The sequence below is a fragment of the Candidatus Pristimantibacillus lignocellulolyticus genome, from assembly GCA_023639215.1.
Taxonomy (GTDB): domain Bacteria; phylum Bacillota; class Bacilli; order Paenibacillales; family Paenibacillaceae; genus Pristimantibacillus; species Pristimantibacillus lignocellulolyticus.
The window spans coordinates 1,024,248-1,044,698 of the sequence record CP097899.1 but is presented as its reverse complement, the minus strand read 5'-3'; the positions used below and the strand labels follow the sequence as shown (position 1 = coordinate 1,044,698).

At 36.5% G+C, this 20,451-nt stretch carries 19 protein-coding genes and 1 riboswitch; of the genes, 9 read left to right on the top strand and 10 right to left on the bottom strand.

The annotated features are described in order from the left end of the window. Positions 1-72 precede the first annotated feature (72 nt). From NAG76_04200 to ald, 3 genes are all read left to right on the top strand, one after another. Positions 73-1,116: a 2,3-butanediol dehydrogenase gene (locus NAG76_04200; GenBank protein URN95467.1), complete on the top strand. Its 1,044-nt coding sequence runs from the start codon at positions 73-75 to the stop codon at positions 1,114-1,116. Positions 1,117-1,167: 51 nt separating this feature from the next. Continuing rightward, a complete protein-coding gene (locus NAG76_04195; protein ID URN95466.1) occupies positions 1,168-1,938 on the top strand; it encodes an SDR family oxidoreductase in 771 nt (256 codons plus the stop codon). Between the two features lie 387 nt (positions 1,939-2,325). After that, positions 2,326-3,462 (top strand): alanine dehydrogenase, encoded by a 1,137-nt coding sequence (ald, locus tag NAG76_04190; GenBank protein URN96762.1) that lies wholly within the window; start codon positions 2,326-2,328, stop codon positions 3,460-3,462. 136 nt (positions 3,463-3,598) lie between these two features. Here the strand turns inward: ald and NAG76_04185 are convergent, their stop codons facing one another. Genes NAG76_04185 through NAG76_04175 form a run of 3 tightly spaced genes read right to left on the bottom strand, consistent with a single transcriptional unit; the run spans position 3,599 to position 7,906 of the window. Then, positions 3,599-3,988: a carboxymuconolactone decarboxylase family protein gene (locus NAG76_04185; protein ID URN95465.1), complete on the bottom strand. Its 390-nt coding sequence runs from the start codon at positions 3,986-3,988 to the stop codon at positions 3,599-3,601. Positions 3,989-3,990: 2 nt separating this feature from the next. Then, a complete protein-coding gene (locus tag NAG76_04180) occupies positions 3,991-5,619 on the bottom strand; it encodes a thiamine pyrophosphate-binding protein (protein ID URN95464.1) in 1,629 nt (542 codons plus the stop codon). A gap of 19 nt (positions 5,620-5,638) precedes the next feature. Continuing rightward, complete coding sequence (locus tag NAG76_04175; GenBank protein ID URN96761.1) at positions 5,639-7,906, bottom strand: EAL domain-containing protein; 2,268 nt, start codon at positions 7,904-7,906, stop codon at positions 5,639-5,641. 362 nt (positions 7,907-8,268) lie between these two features. On the opposite strand from NAG76_04175, the gene NAG76_04170 reads away from it, so the two are divergent. Continuing rightward, positions 8,269-9,252 (top strand): NAD-dependent epimerase/dehydratase family protein, encoded by a 984-nt coding sequence (locus tag NAG76_04170; protein ID URN95463.1) that lies wholly within the window; start codon positions 8,269-8,271, stop codon positions 9,250-9,252. A 70-nt stretch (positions 9,253-9,322) separates the two neighbouring features. Here the strand turns inward: NAG76_04170 and NAG76_04165 are convergent, their stop codons facing one another. Next, a complete protein-coding gene (locus NAG76_04165) occupies positions 9,323-9,454 on the bottom strand; it encodes a DUF4023 family protein (protein URN95462.1) in 132 nt (43 codons plus the stop codon). A gap of 122 nt (positions 9,455-9,576) precedes the next feature. Next, a complete protein-coding gene (locus NAG76_04160; protein ID URN95461.1) occupies positions 9,577-10,134 on the bottom strand; it encodes a hypothetical protein in 558 nt (185 codons plus the stop codon). A gap of 264 nt (positions 10,135-10,398) precedes the next feature. Here NAG76_04160 and NAG76_04155 point away from each other — a divergent pair, with 264 nt between their 5' ends. Continuing rightward, on the top strand, positions 10,399-10,707 hold the full coding sequence (locus NAG76_04155) for a hypothetical protein (GenBank protein URN95460.1): 309 nt from the start codon (positions 10,399-10,401) through the stop codon (positions 10,705-10,707). Positions 10,708-10,970: 263 nt separating this feature from the next. Here NAG76_04155 and NAG76_04150 read toward each other — a convergent pair whose 3' ends face one another. The 3 genes from NAG76_04150 to NAG76_04140 all read right to left on the bottom strand — a co-directional run bounded on the left by NAG76_04150 (position 10,971) and on the right by NAG76_04140 (position 14,192). Further along, positions 10,971-11,810 (bottom strand): carbohydrate ABC transporter permease, encoded by an 840-nt coding sequence (locus NAG76_04150; GenBank protein ID URN95459.1) that lies wholly within the window; start codon positions 11,808-11,810, stop codon positions 10,971-10,973. After that, positions 11,810-12,700, bottom strand: a complete 891-nt coding sequence (locus tag NAG76_04145) for a sugar ABC transporter permease (GenBank protein ID URN95458.1) — start codon at positions 12,698-12,700, stop codon at positions 11,810-11,812. Before NAG76_04145 ends, NAG76_04150 begins: the two co-directional genes overlap by 1 nt. 112 nt (positions 12,701-12,812) lie before the next feature. After that, the gene (locus NAG76_04140) at positions 12,813-14,192 is read right to left on the bottom strand and encodes an extracellular solute-binding protein (protein ID URN95457.1); all 1,380 of its coding nucleotides are present in this window, start codon (positions 14,190-14,192) and stop codon (positions 12,813-12,815) included. Positions 14,193-14,479: 287 nt separating this feature from the next. Here NAG76_04140 and NAG76_04135 point away from each other — a divergent pair, with 287 nt between their 5' ends. Further along, positions 14,480-15,535 carry a LacI family transcriptional regulator gene (locus NAG76_04135; protein URN96760.1) on the top strand — a complete coding sequence of 352 codons (1,056 nt, stop codon included), beginning with the start codon at positions 14,480-14,482 and terminating at the stop codon, positions 15,533-15,535. Between the two features lie 50 nt (positions 15,536-15,585). Here the strand turns inward: NAG76_04135 and NAG76_04130 are convergent, their stop codons facing one another. Then, complete coding sequence (locus NAG76_04130) at positions 15,586-15,963, bottom strand: hypothetical protein (GenBank protein URN95456.1); 378 nt, start codon at positions 15,961-15,963, stop codon at positions 15,586-15,588. 151 nt (positions 15,964-16,114) lie between these two features. Next, positions 16,115-17,464, bottom strand: a complete 1,350-nt coding sequence (locus tag NAG76_04125) for an amino acid permease (protein URN95455.1) — start codon at positions 17,462-17,464, stop codon at positions 16,115-16,117. 121 nt (positions 17,465-17,585) lie between these two features. Beyond that, positions 17,586-17,664, bottom strand: a riboswitch (glycine riboswitch). Between the two features lie 243 nt (positions 17,665-17,907). Between NAG76_04125 and NAG76_04120 the strand changes: the two genes are divergently transcribed. From NAG76_04120 to NAG76_04110, 3 genes are all read left to right on the top strand, one after another. Beyond that, positions 17,908-18,294 carry a GntR family transcriptional regulator gene (locus NAG76_04120; protein ID URN95454.1) on the top strand — a complete coding sequence of 129 codons (387 nt, stop codon included), beginning with the start codon at positions 17,908-17,910 and terminating at the stop codon, positions 18,292-18,294. Between the two features lie 19 nt (positions 18,295-18,313). Further along, positions 18,314-19,693: a DUF5808 domain-containing protein gene (locus NAG76_04115; GenBank protein ID URN95453.1), complete on the top strand. Its 1,380-nt coding sequence runs from the start codon at positions 18,314-18,316 to the stop codon at positions 19,691-19,693. 280 nt (positions 19,694-19,973) lie between these two features. Next, positions 19,974-20,450, top strand: coding sequence for a hypothetical protein (locus NAG76_04110; protein URN95452.1), 477 nt, complete (start codon positions 19,974-19,976; stop codon positions 20,448-20,450). Position 20,451 lies beyond the last annotated feature (1 nt).

Sequence of the window (20,451 nt, the reverse complement as noted above, 5' to 3'; positions counted from 1 at the left end):
ATTATATTAACTTTTATTTATAACTACAAACTTTTATACTAATATTGTAAATATAAATTAGGAGTTGATTACATGCGGGCAGCAGTTTTTCACAATAGTAAAGACATTCGGATAGAACAGGTGGAAGATCCGCAAGTTTCATCAGGACAAATAAAGATTAAAGTAGAATGGGCGGGTATTTGCGGAAGCGATCTTCATATCTATTTACACGGTTTATCTATGGAAGCGCATCCATTAACTGGTCAAAAGCCGCCTCTTACATTAGGTCACGAATTTTCGGGGAAAATCGTAGAGGTTGGCGAAAATGTAATCGGTCATCACATTGGGGAAAGAGTAGCCATTGAACCTCTAATCTATTGCGGAGAATGTTACGCATGCAAAAGAGGTTATTACAATCAATGCAATAAAGTCGGTTTTGTCGGAATCAACCGTGATGGTGGTTTTGCCGAATATGTAAACGTCGATGCCAATATGGTTCATACAATTCCAGATGAAGTTTCTTTTGAAGAAGGAGCTTTAGTTGAGCCAACTGCTGTCTCTTTGTATGCAGTAAGAGAGAGTAGACTTAAGGCAGGAGATTCGGTAGCTATATTTGGTGCCGGACCGATTGGTTTGTTAACATTATTGTGTGCAAAAGCAGCTGGTGCTACCCAAATCATCGTTATAGATTTGTCCATTGAACGATTGAACAAGGCAAAAGAACTAGGTGCTACTACTGTTATTGAAGGTAACCTTGACGATATTGTCGCAACTATACATCAATTGACTAATGGCGGAGTTAGCGTAGCATACGAATGTGCTGGCGTACAGCCAACTATGACTAATGCAATCGCATCTGTGAAGCAAGGCGGGCAAGTTATGGCGATAGCGAACTTCGCCAAGCCGGTAAGTATCAATATGGGGTTATTGATGTTTAATGGTTCTGATATAACATCTAGATTGGCTTATCGTCATATTTTCCCAGAAGTTATAGAGATGATCGCTACAGGAAGACTTGATGTGAAACAAGTCATTACCAAAAAAATCGATCTGGATGATATTGTACAAGAAGGTTTTAATGAGCTAATTAACGATATTAAACAAGCGAAAATTTTAGTAAGAACATCCAATCAATAGACTATTCGCAGTAAAAAGTATCAATAATCTAATTTGAAAGGGAGATCTATGATGAGAAATCTAACTGGAAAAGCGGCTATCGTTACTGGAGGGGCGTCAGGTATTGGTTATGCGATTGTTCAGCGCTTATTGGAGGCAGGAGTCAAAGTCGCAGTCGCTGATTTAAATAAAGATAAACTTGCTGAATTGGAGGAAGCTCATAAAGGAAACTTAATCGGTTGCGTTACCAATGTGACCAAAGAATCCGATATAGAGGCTCTTGTTCAACAAACGGTTGATAAATTCGGTAGACTTGATTATGCTTTCAATGTTGCAGGTGCCTCTAAAGCGGGTGCTATTGTTGATCAAAGCGTAGAAGACTGGGATTTCACCGTTGATCTATGTTTGAAAGGTGTATTTCTATCCGTGAAGCATCAAGCGAAATATATGAAGGAGCACGGTGGAGGGGCTATTGTCAACGTTGCTTCTCTAAATGCTCATGTACCTATGTTTTATGGTGCCGCATACTCTTCTGCTAAAGCAGGAGTGGAAATGTTAACGAAAAATGCCGCTCTGGAGCTGTCGCAGTATAACATTCGCGTAAACGCTATTTTACCAGGTTTGGTTGCGACTCCTCTTACAAATGGGTTAACGAGTGTTGATGCTATTAATCAAGCTTACATGGACCGCATCCCAATGAGACGTGCTGCCGATCCGGATGAAATTGCTGGTCCAGCTCTATTTCTAGTAAGCGATGATGCTACTTATGTCAACGGAGCAAGCCTACTTGTAGATGGCGCATGGGCGGTAACTGGCTATCCTGATTTGAGCAAATTTATATAAAATAATTAACTAATCTTACCTCTTACACAAAAACATCATCCGCATGAGGATGGTGTTTTTGTGTTGTTATAGAGCTGCTCAATGCTTCTTAATAAATGCTCGCACCTATTCTGTGGTTTAGTAACGTTACGGGATCAAGAGCGCATACTTATCCGCTATCGTAATGGGAAGGTTACTTGTGCTAATCCGTATGAAGAAGTCTGATGTTGCAAACAATATACCTAGTGGAAAAGGTATTCAAAAAAAATCTGGTACCATATCGGTGCTTTAGCTTCTTGTCTTGACAAAATTTCAGAGCAATCATTTTATATCGTAATCTATTCTATTTTTTTCGTTATAGGAATCTTATTACTATATTAAATAAAGAAAAATTGGAGTGTGCTGATGATGATTATTGGTGTACCGAAAGAAGTTAAAAATAATGAAAACCGAGTAGCAATTACTCCGGCTGGTGTTGTTTCATTCGTTAATGCTGGACATGAAGTGCTCATTGAGAACGGCGCAGGATTAGGTAGTGGGATTTCTAATGAAGCATACAGTCAAGCTGGAGCGAAGATCGTTGCTTCCGCAAATGAAGCTTGGACTGCTGATATGGTCATGAAAGTAAAAGAACCTCAACGTGAAGAGTTTTCATATTTCCGTGAAAATTTAATATTGTTTACGTATTTGCATTTTGCAGCAGAACCAGAATTAACACATATGCTTATCGAGAAAAAAGTGACAGCAATTGCTTATGAAACGATTCAATTAGACAATGGTGCTTTGCCACTACTAACACCAATGAGTGAAGTTGCAGGAAGAATGTCTGTTCAAGTGGGAGTACATTGTTTAGAGAAATTCCAAGGGGGAAAAGGAATTTTACTTAGTGGTGTGCCGGGCGTGAAGGCAGCCAATGTTGTAATTATTGGTGGTGGAGTTGTAGGGACGAATGCTGCGAAAATGGCAGTTGGACTTGGTGCGAAAGTAACGATTCTTGATGTTAATCCTGAGCGACTTAGACAACTAGATGACATGTTTGAGGGTCGTGTACAAACATTAATCTCTAATCGCTTCCACATTACAGAAGAAGTGAAAAAAGCGGATCTGCTAATCGGAGCGGTTTTAATTCCTGGGGCTAGAGCGCCTCAGCTTGTAACAGAAAGTATGATCAAGGACATGGAAGCTGGATCTGTTGTCGTTGATGTTGCCATTGACCAAGGTGGCTCAATTGAAACGATAGATCACATAACGACGCATGATCATCCTACTTATGAAAAACATGGCGTTATTCATTATGCCGTTGCTAATATGCCAGGTGCGGTTGCAAGAACATCAACTTATGCTTTATCAAATGTAACAAACCCATATGGTGTCTATATTGCTAATCAAGGCTTTACTCAAGCTGTATTGAATAATTCTGCTATCGCTAAAGGTGTTAACGCATACAGAGGAGAGGTTACATTCAAAGCGGTAGCCCAATCATTAAACTTATCTTATACAGCAATTGATGAATTGGTTTCACGCACATCCGCAAGACAAATTTGATTTTCCTCTGGTTATGTGGAGTAAAGCAAAAGACACCTTTAAGGTGTCTTTTGCTTTATGCTTTATCATAGCGTAGAGGGATTATGGAACGGATAAGACCACAGATACTTTCCTGCAATTCTGCTTCAACAATTTATTAAATTTCTTTTATGCCTCTTTGCTCAAATACATTCATTACTTGTACCATAGCACTGCATGCTTTTGGAAAACCAACATAAGCAGCACAATGAATAACGAGTTCAACAATTTCCTTTGGACTCATTCCCACATTAAGCGCGGCATTAATATGAAAACCCATTTGCTCAAAAGCGCCTTGTGAAATTAACGCTGTCAGAGTAATTGTTTCTCTTTGTTTATAATCTAATGTTTCTCTAGAGTATATTTCGCCAAAACCGAATGAAACTAAAAAATCCGCAAAATCGGGATAAAATTTTTGGAATGATTCTATCGCTTGTAAATTTTGTGCTCCAACCATTTCATTTAGAACTTCGATTCCCTTGTTATAATTATTTGAATCTCTACTCATAATTATCCCCTTCTCGTTGTTGGTGGAATTTCTAATGGATCTATCATAGCTTCAATAACAACCGTTGTGTTTGCTAGTTTAGCTTTTTCTATCGCATCTTCTAGCTGCTTAGCATCGAAGCATTTGAAAGAAAGAGCCCCCATAGATTCTGCAAACTTTTGAACATCTAACATCGTTTTATAAATCGTTCCCACGGCTTTTCCTAAGTGCAAACTCATTCCTGTATCAACCATATCAATTTTTCCATTATTGAAAACGACAAAAATGACATCAGCTCCGTAGTTTACAGCAGTGGAAATCTCGGTTCCATGCATAAACGTGCATCCATCCCCAGTTAAGCAAACAATCTTAGCTTCGGGATTTGAAAGCTTGGCTCCAATAGAATACCCTATAGCATGACCCATTGTACCGAACACATCATCAAAATAAAAAGTACCGGGTCTCTTAATATCGTAATATTTTATACCATAAAAAGTATGACTCCCATCATCTCCAAAAATGATAGTATCATCATCTAAAGTTGAGCTCATCACTTTAACAGCTTCAACTGCGGACATTGGCGTTTTACTTTCTGTAATAGGTTCTTTTATTTTATAATCATTAATATTAAAAGGCATTTTAGTTATTTCTATATCATTAAGTTTATTAAATAAAGCATTTAGATTTGTTTTAATATCACCTATAATAGGTAAAGTTTCTACTTGAATAGTTTTTCCTATGAAAGTTTGGTCAAAATCAAAATGAATGACGTTTTTTGGGTAGTTGGAAGGTTTTAGACCTGCAACGGACATATCAGAAAGTTTAGTTCCAATGACGATCATTAAGTCTAACCCGCATTCAACGTAGCTACTTGCTTCCTCCGTTCCCCCAAGACCGTAAGCCCCCAATGATAAATGGTGATTACTTTCAAATACGCCTTTACCTCCTGGTGTGGTCATGACTGGAATATTGAAAATTTCGGCTAACATTTTCACTTCTCGATATGCTCTGCTCGAATGAACACCTTTTCCTAAAAAGATAACTTTTTTACCAGGGAGGTTTAATAAATCCTTACACTTATCTAAGTTTGGAGCAACAGGATAAATAACCTCCGGTAATTCAATATCAAATTCATCAATACTTTCAGCTAGAACGTCTGCGGCTATGGATAGATGAACTGGACCTTTAACACCTGAGTAGGCTTTTTCTATGGCATGCTGAAAATAAGACTTAAAAGTATCTGCTCTTTCCACTCTGGCGCTAAACTTTGTCACGGGTTCAAACATTTTAACGAGATCCGTTCCAAACATAGTTGAGTCTTGACCTAACGCTTTACCGGAATCTTTGGTGGAAGGATGTCCAGTTATAAATAATACAGGAAGATGAGAAGCTTTTGCTTGACCAGCAGATGTTAAAAGATTAGTACCACCTGGACCAGATGTTCCAATCGCAACGGCCAATATATTATTCATTAATGCATAACCAGCAGCCTCGAATCCAGCCCCCGACTCATGTTTGGACAATACGAACTCAATTCCGTTACTATTAAAATCAAGAATGAGCGAAGTAACTGGTTTTCCAGGAATGCCAAATATGTGGTTGATTCCCCATTTTTTGAAATGGATTGCTAATATCTCGGAAATTTTTTTCATCTGAACCTTCCATTTCGCATTAATTATTTTTTATATCGTCATTCAATTGATAAAACGACTTCTCAAAATCATCTACAGAAAGGGGTTTACTAAAATAATATCCTTGAACGGCATCGCAATTTTTCATTTTTAGAAAATCGAGTTGATCTTTTGTTTCTACACCTTCTGCGACAACATCTAAGTTTAAATTGTGTGCCATCGAAATAATAGTGCTAACAATACTGGAATCATTTTTATCCAGCATAATATCTCTGACAAATGATTTGTCTATTTTTAATGTATGAATAGGGAACTTCTTTAAATAATTCAAAGAGCTGTAGCCTGTACCAAAATCATCAATACTAATCCTTACTCCTAAAGCGTTTAATTGACTCAAAACGTTTATTGCGCGCTCAACATCCATGGTCATCGTTTCTGTTATCTCTAACTCTAAGTAATTAGGATTCATTTCGGTTTCAATTAAAATATTGGAAATAACTTCAACCAAGTTGTCTTTTAAAAATTGCTGTGAAGAAAGATTAACTGCTAATCTAAATTTAGGGAACCCCTTTTCAACCCACCTTTTACTTTGATTACATACTTCACCTAAAATCCATTCGCCAACATGAGAAATCATACCATTTTCCTCTAAGATGGGGATAAAAACATCTGGGTATACAAGACCATATTCCGGACTATTCCATCTTAAAAGAGCTTCAGCTCCAATGATTTTCTTGTTAATTAAGTCAACTTGAGGTTGATAATATACGATAAATTCATTATTTTCTAACGCCTTTCTTAATGAAACCTCCAATGATAGTTTATCTTTTTCCTTAGAACGGGACTTCATATTGGAATCGAATAGGGTATAATTATTTCTTCCCTTTGATTTCGACTTATACATAGCATTATCTGCGTATACCATGAACGTTTCTGAGTCAGTCCCATCATTGGGATATATTGCGATCCCGATACTGGCAGTCACATGGAACTTGGAACCACTGATAGTGAAGGGAGTGTCAAATAAATCAATAATTTGCTTACCGGTGTGAATTACTTCTTTTTGACCAATTAGATCATTAAATAGGAAAATAAATTCGTCTCCGCCCATTCTGAATACTTTTCCATTATCACCTAGAAATTGTATCAATCTACCGGAAACTTGTTTTAGTAATATATCGCCGTTGGAATGTCCAAAAGCATCATTAATTGTTTTGAAGTGATCCAAATCCAAGAACATAAGTGTTAAATTAATATTCTTTCCGGCAGTTAGAGATGAGGAAATATGATAATTTAAAGTTTCATGTAGCGAACGTCTATTTGGTAACGATGTTAATTCATCGTGATAAGCCAAATAATTATGCCGTTCTTCATTTAGATATCGTTCTGTAATATCTCTAAGCTGAGAGTATGAACCAATAAAATTATTCGTTTCATCATAGATGGGTTGAGCGTCGAATAAACAAACGATTTTTTGATTATCGAAGCTTCTTAAAATCATTTGTACATTATCAAAACTTTGTTTGTTTTTTATTACTTTTTTCATATGACTACTTATTAGACATTCTGGGTTTTGTTCAGCTCTATCAACAATATTAGTATCTTTATGAATACCAAATGTTTCGGCCACAAAATCGTTCACTGAAGTAATGATGCCATTAGCATTTGTGATGATAATGCCATTTCTATTTTTATTTACCATAATCTGATTTAGCATATTTAACTTTCTATTCTGTTTCCTAAGTAAAAGTTCTCTCTCAATGGAGTCAACTACTGTAGATAACATGGTTAAGAAAAATGGATTATGTAATTCAGTTGCAGTCATAATACATATACTTCCGAGTACATTGTTACTATCTGTATAATGAAAGGCTACTCCATAGCATGCCGTACCATGAAGTACAGTATGGTAATGATCTGAACCTATAATTTGAACCGGATGGCTTTGTTGAAGAGATAAGCTCACGACATTTGTACCCATATCTTCTTGACTAAATTGTGCCCCAACTTGAATGCCTAATTGTTGAACTGTTTTTTTTATAGTTTCATCGCCAACCATATGTAGCAAATATCCATTTTCATCGGATATTACAATAAGTAGAGGTGTACCGCTTAACGAATCCAAGATCTTTTTTGAGAAGAAATTAACTACAGATAAAATTTCACTGTACGTGTTTCTCTTTTTTAACAATTCTCGTTCTGACATAGATCGTTTTGGTTTTCTAATTTCATTTGGATCCATTCCTGCAGCGATACATTTTCGCTTAGACTCAACAATGTAGTCTTCTTCCTGATTCAGTTGTGTTATTTTAATCACCGCCCATTGATTCTAGCTTGAATATATTTAATATAAACTATTTTTGAGTATTGCAAGCTGACTTTTTTTGTTTTTATATATCCAAGGTATAACCAATTTATGAGTGAATTCAGAATCTATTACTAGCAAGTATATCTTCCAAATATATTCGACAAAAAATAATATTACCCTGCAAAAGTAATGTGGAATTTCAGGGATTTATTGATACTTTATACTGCAGTTCATGTTCCAAATTTATTTAATTATTCTGAATTAAGCTTTCGCATCTACTTTGTGATTTATATCACAAAGTAGATGCGAATATTTGGTATAATTTAATTATAAAAGATTATTATACAAGGAGATGAAGAACTATGAAGAAAGTATTTATATTAGGCGGAACAGGATTTCTTGGTTATTATACGGTAAAAGAATTGCTAGCCAGAGGATACAGAGTAGCAGAACTCTCACTCCCACCAACTCCAGCTGAGCATTTATTTCCTACTGAAGTTGAAAGTCATTTAGGTGATATTCAAAGCTATACTGATGAACAAATATTACAATTACTTGAAGGAGTATATGCTTTTATATATGCAGCTGGTGCCGATGAACGTACATGCCCAGATGCTCCTGCTACCACATTTTTCTATCAAGCAAATGTGATTGCTACACAACGAATTGCTCGGTTAGCTCGTCAGGCAGGAGTGAAGAAATTTGTTCTATTTAACTCTTACTTTAGTCATTTTGCAGAGCAGTGGACCGATTTACGTTTGAATAGAGAGCAAGCTTATCCTCGTACACGACTATTACAGGAAGAAGTGGCAATGTTTGAAGGTGGTAAGGATATGGATGTTATGAGCCTACGGTTACCTTATATTTTTGGCACAATGCCTGGACGTACGCCACTTTGGACGATGTTCACTGAGCAAGTAAGAGGTAAAGATACCGTTTATGTTCCGCAAGGTGGTACAGCGATGGTAACAGCAAATCAAGTTGCTGAAGCAGCAGTAGGTGCTATTGAATATGGCCAACATGAGGGTAGATATGCAATCTGTGATACGAATATGAAATTTTTAGAATTCTATCAATATATGGTTGAAGCGTTAGGTCAGACTGAGACAACGAAGCTTATCGTTGCTCCAATTGAAGCTTTTAAGCCAGCATTTGCTGAACATGATGAACATGCCAAACAAACTGGTAAAGAGCATGGAATTCACTTAGCAGTTACTGCAGAAATACAAGGGAGAGATGCATATGTAAATGCTGAGGAAACAATGCCCATACTAAGATTTAAAAAAGGCGATGTGATTGCAAGTATTAAAGAAACGCTTAATGCTTGTGTTAACGCAAAGCTTTAGATGGTAACAAGTGCAGTATCCATTTAGGTACTATAACCCCGACCTTATGTGGTTGGGGTTATTTTGTGAACTATTTATTTGTGCCGTGCTGTTTACCTGGTAGTTTATGACCACCATTCTCTGCATCTTTTTTCTTGCTGCCTTTGTTGTTACTTTCCTGTTGTTCATGTATTTTTTCTACAAAATCTTTAGTGCTGTCCATTATTGAATAGTTCCTCCTTCGCCTAGGTTTAGCTTAGGATTTCCTTTATTTCGAGAATTATGTGATTCTTTGAAGAAAAAACCAGACAAGTTCAAAACAACACCTGTCTGGTTTGTATGCAGTTATTTTTTAGATCTGTATCTACGATTTCTACTTTTTCTCTTATTACTATTATTATCTTTTTTCTTATTCTCGTTCTCATTTTTACTATCTTGTTTGTTTTCTTGAGTGCTTTCTTCATTGTTGGCATCTGATCTATCTTGGACAGAGAAGCTGCAACTTTTAATGTGAGAGAACAGAATTAGTAGAACTTCATCCTTTAATACGATTGTAATGTAATCGTCGTAGATTTCAGTTAGTACTCCTTTTACGCTTTCTGGCCCACCGCGGTTAATTTGAATTCGATTGTATTTCATCGATTCAAAGACATTTTTCATGGTGCCAGTACTTACATAGTTAACTCGAGTAATCGGCTTAATTACATCCTGTGAGGAATCACTCTTAACAAGCGTAATACTCTTGATATGGTCAACATAGTAATAAACGATTCCTTCATTCACAGTTGATAATACAAGGAAATCATCTCCGACTGCTAATACAAGACCTACTCTTGACTCAGGGCCGCCTCTATCAAGCTGGATTTTCTGTCCTATAAGGCTAGATAAATTATACTCCGCCATCTCATATACACCTCTTCATTAGTAATGGTGAATCTATTACATATATACGTGTACCTTAATGATATTGATCTAATCATTTCGCCTTTATTTAGAAAATCCGCTAGAATCTATGAATATTAACCTAGTAAAATGCGAATAGTAATTACTCTGCAGTAAAGTTCATAAGTTCTGTTGTAAAGTGAACATGAAGGAGCAGGGGAGTATATGCTATAATTAATATGTTTTATGAAAAATGCATATAAGTAGTAGAAGTGAGGAGACAAAATGAACACTAGATATAGAATTACACGAAGTATACAAGATGATCAGGTTGAAAATATGATTTCTCTTGAAGAATGTAAAATGTTCTTTGCACAACAAGCTGATTTTCAGCATAGTGAGGAATATTCTTCTCGCTCAGGTGACACTGTGATGAAGATTAAAGGTGAGTTTTTTATGTGGCAGGTAGGAGAGGTGCAAATTCCGTTTCGATATTTTGATGGGGATGTATATGTATCTGTATCCCATGAGATCATTTATCATAAAGTGTTAGAAGTTGCTGAAGGATTGAATGCACATTGTATTGAAGGATAGTCCATTCATTGCTACTGCTAGCGCTTGTGTTTGGTTACATTCGTTATTATTAGGACTCTCAGTAGAAAATACCCAATAGAGTAGAAACTTTGAAAAAAGTCTACTCTATTGGGTATTTTCATGGATATTTTTAACCCTATTAAATATTAGTAGATATCAATTGTAATTAACGTTCTAAACTAAAGAACCGCTCCCGGTACAAAAGCGGGAAACGGCCCTATAATTTCGTGCTAATTAGTTGTGTCTACTACATAAGTTTACGACTATGATTTAATCGCTCCAGCCAATGCACCATTAACAATATACTTCTGAATAAATAGGAAGAGAATAACTAAAGGTGCTGCAACGATCATGACCGCACAAGCTAGTAATGGCCAGTTGTTCCCGTATTGACCTCGGAATTCTTTCAATCCTGCCGTAATTGGAAAATGTTCAGGAGAAGACAGGAATTGTATTGGTCCTACGAGATCATTCCACGTGCCAATAACTGTTAGAATGACGCCAGTAGCAATAATCGGCTTTATAAGCGGCATAATGATTTGGAACAAAAAGCGAAGGTAGCCTGCACCATCAATACCAGCTGCTTCATCCAATTCACGACTAATAGATTTGATGTAACCAACAAACATCATAAATACTAGGCCTGCTCCAGAGGTGCGAAGTAGCATATAACCGATTTTGGAATTGTATCCGATATCAGAATGAACATTATCTCGTAGAAATAACATTAGACGATATTGTGCAACGACAGGGTTCGGTAAAAATTGAGACATAACGAATAATAAATAGAAGAACCCGCCCCAAGCAATATATCCTCTTGCGATAGGAAATGCAGCAAAAATCGCTAGAATAATGGAAACGACAGTTGTAACTCCTGTATATAACAAACTATTTAACAAGTAGTCAGAGAAGTTCCCTTGTTTCCATGCTTCTGTATAATTGGAGAAATTAAACTGAGAAGCAATAGAGAAAGGATTATTCAGATAATCTTCAAACGATTTCAACGATACATTGAACACAAGAAGTATCGGAACTAAATAAATACAGAGAAGTACAAAAACGAATACATAAGAAATGGTTTTTGCTGATATAGAAGGCTGCATTAGTATTCAACCTCTCTTTTACGAAGTAATTGGATAGCTACAATAACAAATAAAAGGATGAACAAAAATTGCACGACAGATAGCGCTGAGGGGAGTCCCATCTCAAGCGATCCGCGGAATGTTTCCTTATACACATCATAAGCCATCGTACGGGAATTGAATTGACCGTCGGTAGTCGCCAATATAATATCAAAAGTCTGCATAGCACCAATGATAGATAGTAAAATATTAACTGTGAATGCAGGTGCAATAAGCGGAAATGTAATTTTTTTGAATGATTGCCAGCGCGTTGTTCCATCAATATAACCTGCTTCATATAAATCCTTAGGAACAGACTGTAATCCTGCTAAATAAATCAACATAGAATGCCCCATATACATCCAGATCTGAACAAAGATGATATAACCAAAGGAATTAGTGAAGCTTCCAAAGAACGTGTCAGAGTAATTAAAGAGACTGTAAAATTTATTGACAGGACCATTGATAGGATCAAACATTAATGTCCATATGAGGGCTACAACTGCAACCCCTAACACTACAGGCAAGAAAAATACGGAGCGATAAAGCTTATCTCCTAGTAGTTTTTGATTAATAACTACCGCCACTAGTAAGGCAAGACCATTTTGCACAATAGTTACAATAAATGTGAATTGAAGTGTTCTCTTAATTGAATCTATACGTTCAGCTGAATTTCCTGCAAAAAATATATCTTTATAATTATCTAATCCGACAAACTGATAAGCTTTTCCTGGAATATTTATAACATCCGTAAAGGAATAAATGACCGTGAAAATAGATGGACCTAGTAAGAACATTAAATAAAAAGCCATGGGGAGTGCAAACAGTAAATATGGCCAAAGCCTTGTTACTCCTCTACCAAATGGATACATAAAGACACCTCACACTTCATCATGCTGTTACATGTACGGGACCTGAATATTAGCTTCAGGTCCCGCAACATAAAAACTGAATATTCATTACATCTTATATTCTAATTATTCATTACTTAGGAGCTGCAGCTTCCCACTCTTTCTGTTGCACGTCAGCTAATTCTTTCGCTGTTTTAAATTCTCCACCTGGAGCAAGGTATTCAGTATGAATGCCTTCTGCTTCTAGATGCTGACCAATGTTATCACGGTTAATCATTTTGATTTCATATGCAACTTCAAAATTGTTCATATAAGGCTGTACTTCAGCATCAAGGAATTCTGTTGTAGCGATGTTCGGTTGAACTGGTAGGAAGCCTGTAGCTTGAACAAACTCTTGGTAAATCTCAGGTTGAGAGAAGAACTCTAACCATTTAATTGCACCTTCTGTATTTCCACCATTGTTCGTTACATACCAAGTCATGTCGTATTTACCGATCAGTTTGATTCTTGCAGGATCATCAGTAGCAGGAAGTGGGAAGTAACCAAAGTTCATGTCTGGCTTAGCTGCTTGAACAGCACCCGCCTCCCATACACCGTTTACCATCATCGCTACTTTTTCTCCTGTGAAGTACGATGTCAATGTACCGTAGTCGATACCCATGAAGCCGTTAATTGTATACTTATCTTGAATAGTTTTCATTTTTTCTAACACTTCAATAGCATCAGGGTCATTGAATTTGGAAGTTCCTTTCCAAAGACCTTCAATAAACTCGGATTGGTTACCGTCAGCTAGTAGCTGTGCTTGAAGATTCATCGCTGCTAATTTTACAGGCCATTTATCTTTACCAGCCATTGCAATTGGTGTAACGTTGTTCTGTAACAATACTTCGTTAACATTAATAAATTCTGACCAAGTCGTAGGTACTTTTAGATCATATTTAGCGAAAATATCTTTGTTATAGAACAATCCGCCCATTGCTACTTTACCGGCAGGGATCGCATATACTTTATCTTGATACGTACCGCCGTCCTTAATGTCTGCCTCGTTGTAATTTTTGATGAATGCTTGATCGGACAAGTCTTGAATTAGACCGTTATCGATAAATTGTTGCCAATCTGGAACTTTTGCACCTGGCGTCCAATCACTTGGTGAAAGTCTCATTGCGCTCAGGTCAGCGAAAATGTCCACTTCACCGGCAGGAACACGTGTTTTATATGCTTGCTTATATTCATCATCCGGTGCTGTCGTTACATACTCGACTTTGTATTCAGGATATTTCTCTTCGAATTTCTTATTAATTGATTCGATAACTGTATTGTTCGTCGATTGTTTCCATCCAAGCATCTTAATTACTTTCTTCTCACCACTTGGTTGCTCCTTATCTTTTGCCGGAGCAGTCGTTGAAGGAGTATTTCCTCCATTCGTTGGTTTGTTGGCTCCGTTGCCGCCACAAGCTGCCAATAAGGCCATAAGCATACATAAAGCTAATAAGCCTGCCAATTTTCTAGTCATTTTTATTCCCCCTGAATAATATTATCGAAAACTTTCGTACTGTATTTCATTCACATGATGTGTCGAAAGTGGTTTCGTAATTCCATTATTAACCATACCTTATCGTTTGGAAATAGCCGTTTTTTAGTCATTTATACCTTTATTTTGTGTTAAATCAGTGTGAAATGATGATTTAGATCACTCGAATTTAACTGTTGACTTGCAATTCGAACAACTATAAACTTTAACAAAATAGCGTTTTCCGAAACTTTAGGTCAGTTTAGCTTAGATTTGAGGAGGGATAACTAATTAATATTAAGACAATCGCTGAGATGGCCGGTGTCTCTATATCGACTGTCTCCAAAATTATTAATAATTACGATGATGTTTCTCAAAAGACTAAAGAAAAAGTTCTCGAAATTATGAAACAAACAGGTTACGCCCCATCTAATTCTGCTAAAACTTTAGCAACTAAAAAATCGAATTTAATTGGAGTAGTGTTCGCGGGCGAGTTGAATATTGATTTTACCCATCCCTTTTTTGTTGAAGTTCTTAACTCCTTCAAGAAACAGATGGGTATATTAGGGTATGACCTTTTATTCTTCTCTAATGTTAAGTTTCATGCAGAAGGTGATTATGTAGCACGTTGTAAACATTTCCAAGTTGATGGTTGTATCGTTATTGCAGGTCAAGAGGTGGAGGCAGCTATTTATGAGCTTGATCAAAGCAATATTCCTTGCATTGGGGTAGATTTAGTGCTGGAAGGTCAACATTCTGGCTACATTATGAGTGATAATTATAAAGCTTCATCGAAAGTCGTTGAGCATTTTTACTTAATGGGTTATCGAGAGTTAGGCTTTATCGGTTCTGACTATTCTGAAATATCAAATTCAAGAAAAATGGGCTATATTGATGCGATAAAAGGCTTTGGTCTGCCTCTGAAAGAAGAGTGGTTTGACAATGGGGAAGATTTCTTCGAAGATAGTGGATTCCGAGCAATGGAAACGATGATTCAATCAGGAAGCTTGCCACGAGCCATATTTGCAGCTTCTGATTTACTTGCAATTGGCGCTATTAGAGCTTTGCAAAAGAACGGGCTTCGTATTCCGGAAGATGTCGCTATTGTTGGCTGTGATGATATCTCTGTCTGTCAATATACAACCCCTACGATTACAACGGTACGCCAAAATAAAGAAAGATTAGGCAAGCTTGCCGCTCATATGCTATTCGATATTATCAATAAGCAAGCAATGGCTAGCTCTGTTCTGTTGGAATCTGAATTAACTGTTCGTGAGTCATGCGGCAGTTTGCTAGAATCACAGATTATAGCAAAAGGAACCCAAAGAGGCCGGGGAATCCGTTAAGGTTCGCCTGGCTTATTTGGGTTAAAAGAAATAGTACTTCAATGTAGCCATTACTTTGTTTCTTCGTCGCCAGTTTCTTTTTCGGCATACTCATTATTCAAAATCGAAGTTTTTGTTTCTTCATTGTTCACAGCAGTTATGTCTGTTGTTTCATCTTCATGAATCTCAAATAATTGAGTAAATTCGTTGATTAATAGATCAATAGCTTTTAATTCACCGACTAAAATTGGATTAATTGATTCAAATTCTGGTTTGGCTAGCTGTTGCAAGATAGTTGCGCGCTTAACATTCATCATCTCCAAAAAAGTAAGTGCTTTTCCTCTACGAAAAGTTTTCGCCCCGCGATGCTCAGAACGTTCATGCCCTCTGTGATGACCACCCCGATGATGTCCCTCTTTACGATGTTCCTTAAATTTTCCGTCTCTCATAGTAAGACCTCTTTTCGTGTATACGTTTGTATACGTGGTTTATATAAGAATTGTATACTTATGTATACGAAGTGTCAAATGAAAAAGATGTAGTCACGTGGACTACACCTTTTTTGTAAGGATGAATTTGATTTTCTACAGATCACTGAAATTACTTTGTGTTTGTCTTCTTCATATATCGATAGAAAATTAATAATAGGATAAACCAGATAGGGGTCAAGAGTAGCGCTACACGAGTAGCTTCTGCCCAAAGCATTACCAGTAGAATTCCCACAAAAATTGCTAGAATTAAATAGTTAATAAACGGCGTTAAAGGAGCTCTGAACGTAGATTTTTCTCGTAAATCCGGACGTTTTTTTACATAACGAATATGCGAAATTATGATGATGCTCCATACCCATATAAAGCAAATAGCACTTATTGTTGTTACAATTGTAAACGCCTGCTCAGGTACTAGCTTACTTAATAACGCACCTATAGAAACTACGATGGTAGAGACGATTAGTGCACGACTAGGTACAGACTTTTTATTAAGCTTAGCAAGTTTTGCGGGGGCATCTTTGTTTTTACTTAACGTATATAGACTACGACTAGTTGAAAATAATCCACTGTTACCTGCTGAAGCGGCTGAAGTGAGTACAACAAAGTTAATAATTCCGGCAGCTGCTGGAATACCGACAAGTGCAAATACTTCAACGAATGGGCTACTTGCAGCACTGAACTGCATCCAAGGAGTAATAGACATAATTACTATGATGGCACCTACATAAAAGAGTAGAATACGAATTGGAATTTTATTAATAGCAGAAGGAATATTTTTTTGTGGATTTTCGGTTTCTGCTGCAGTTACGCCAACTAATTCGATCCCTACAAATGAGAAAACAACTAGCTGTAATGATAATAGGAAACCCGTCATACCATTTGGAAACATTCCGCCGTACTGCGTCAGATTCATAAGGGAGACTGGTCCATAATTTGTATTAAAGCCTACGATGATTAGTATTATTCCGACTACAATTAAACCAATAATCGTAATAACTTTAATGATAGAGAACCAAAACTCAAGCTCACCAAATAATTTAACAGTTAATAGATTTAAAAATAACAATATAACAAGGCATAATAGTGCAGGTATCCATTGTGGTATATCAAACCAATATTGCATATATACACCGACAGCAATAATATCAGCCATAGCGGTCATAATCCAACAAAACCAATAGGTCCAGCCAGTAACAAAGCCAGCCCAAGGTCCGATATATTCAGAGGCAAACTCATTAAAAGATGTGTATCCAGAATCGGATAACAATAATTCTCCTAAAGCACGCATTACAAAAAATAAGGTAATTCCGATTAGTAAAAAGGAAAAGATAATTGATGGTCCTGCTAATTGTATCGATTTACCTGCCCCGAGAAATAAACCAGTGCCTATCGTGCCACCAATCGCAATAAGCTGGACATGGCGACTTTTGAGATCGCGTTTTAGTTGTTGATTGGTCATACTTGATTCCTCCGATGTTGATTTCTCCGTTGTCGAAATATCATTAAAATGTTACTTCAAAGAGCAACAAAAAAGAGATTGAATAAATTCAATCTCCAAAAGTTCAAAAATAACATATATATGTTACTCTTCTGTCCTTTTGCCTGAGATAGTGAATCCTTCGGCGCTGCATCGTATGCAGTCTCTCCAGAAGCAGCTTCTGCTATAGTTTTATCCACAGCATTCAACGCTTTCCAATATGAAGTTATGTTTTAATCTATCATAATTACTGAAAAACATAGTTTGATAGATTAAACGAATTTTATCACGATATGAAAATATGGTCAAATGTAACCGAAGGTCATGGAATTAGAAATGGAGTATTAGCACTTGCTAATTTTAAGTATTATTTGTATTATTATGAATAATACTTAACTAATGAAAATATTTATGAGAGAGGTAATATGATTGTTATTTCATTGCAATTAGATAGCGAAACACCACTATACGAGCAACTGCGTAATCAAATTGTGATTGGAATTGCTACCGGTGATCTAGAAGGTCAGGAAAAATTACCAACTGTACGTCAGCTGGCGGGAGACCTAGGTATTAATACGATGACAGTTAATAAAGCCTACTCACTATTGAAACAAGAAGGCTATATTGTCATTGATCGACGACATGGTGCTAAAGTGAGTCCAAAAGTAAATGATATTGACAATCTCTCTGTACAGTTAGAGGAACAAATGCAATTAATTATTGCACAAGCGACAATACAAGGGATGGATCAATCTCGCTTTAATGCATTATGTTCTAAGATATTCGCCACGATGACTTACCAGCCTTCATAATTCGAAAGAGGTGATTTCTATGTTAACTGTGATTTTTTCAGTCACAGCGATCATTTGTTACATTGCGTTAGTAGTAACCTATAAGCCTCAGGCTACTTATAAAAATGGGATGCTATTTGCAATCACTTTACCATCTCATGCGATGGAGCATGAGGAAATACAAAGCATCCGAGCTCGATTTAACAAACAGTTTAAGAAAGCTAGCTTATGGATGGCTGTATGTTATATTCCATTTGTATTACTCCATTACTTAATGTCCTATCAATTTATTTATTTTTTCGTATGGATAACCGTGTTTTTCTTCGTGATGGTTATTCCGTTTCGTCGAGCTTTCCGTGATACATTAGCACTGAAACGTGAACATGATTGGTTTGTTGGTATGAAGCGAGTCATTCAAAGCGATTTGCGTGTAGCACATTTGAAAAATCAGCAATCAGCTTCGTTGTGGTTATTCACTATTCCATTCGCAATGGCGATTGGAACGATGTTATGGGCTATCGCAGAAGATATTGAATTTATCGGCGTTGCCTTTGTAGGCTTAATAATTACAAGTCTTTTCTTGATCATCTCGCTCTTAATGCGTGGAAGTAAAGGGAAAGTATATAGTGAGAATAGTGAAGTGAATGTAGCGCTTAATCAAGCAAGACGTAGATCGATATCTTACTTATGGTTGTCTATGGCTATCGTAGAGAACATTCATGTTATTTTCATATATTTATGGTTACTGAATGATAACGAAGACATGACTGGCGTATGGCTTATAATTCTATTGTTGTTTACTGTCGTTCCAATCGGACTTATTTATTATACATATCGCAATATTGGTGCTCTAGAGCAAGAAGTGTTAGCACAAGACGGGAAAGTCATTTACACGGACGATGATGAATATTGGGCAAATGGTTTCACCTACCACAATCCTAATGATAGAAGTATACTTGTGCCGAAGCGTATTGGCATAGGAGAGACGATCAATACAGGGACTGTAGTTGGAAAGTTTTCGATGTGGGGAACTGTCGGTTTAACAGCAGTACTCATTGTAGGAGTATCATTTATGTTAATTCGATCTGAGTTGACATCGCCAGTCTTAACGGTTACAGCAGATCACAAGATTGAGATAGATTATCCGATGTATTCCTTTGATTTTAACCTCACTGACATTGAAGAAATTACATTAGTTAATGAAGTTCCCTCAGGCATGAAGTCGAATGGAGAGGCAACATCTGACTATGCGCGTGGACATTTCAAGTTGAAAGAAATAGGGAAGACAAGACTATACATCTTCAAAAACAATCCTCCATATATCAGAATTAAGTTAGACGATGTGTATATCTTCTATAATGAAAAGGATCCATTGTTAACTAAAGAATTGTTCGACCAATTGAAAAGTTATAGTGAATAAATTATAACTTTTCATCTACTTGCATAGTTACAGTCTAAGACGAGCCATCTGGCTTGTCTTTTTTTGTATATGTTTATTAAAAAACGCTAGTTTAAATTTATGCGGCCGCAAGGATGTATTCAGACTAATAGTGACTTTAATTTATCATATAACAATAATTAATATATGATAAAAATGATAAAAATTTGATATTATAGAGGGTAATATGTATATATGTCGAAAATAGTAAATATAGTGTTGAAAAGGTTTAGTAACCATATAGTTGAGGAGGGGAATTGCGATGAGAAGACCAATTATTGGTACAAATCATAATGTGCATGTAGATTTTCAAATCAACCGTAATACAAAAACAACAGTTGAGCTTCAGCCACTTATGGTAGAAAAGTTACTTCGGCAAAAACGATCTACATCATATGTAGATACGGTCACAAAGTTGGATGCAACAGGTGTTCATTGTCGTAAGGAAGATATAGAGAAAATGATTGAGGAGCTAAAAAATCAATTTCCCGAACTACTAGAGCATCAGCTACCTATAGGAATCGTGAGTAAATGTTATCTAGGAAAGCCATATGAAGTACATACGCTAGATACACAACTACAAATTGTAGAGCATTACAAGTTAGGAAGTGTTCTACCTAATGGAATGGAAAAAGCTAGAGTATTAGCTATGAATCCTAATTATGTGTTTGTTGAAGTGTTTACTTCTTATATTTGCGCTGTCACAAAGGATGGACAAACTTCAATGGTAAAGGGGTAAA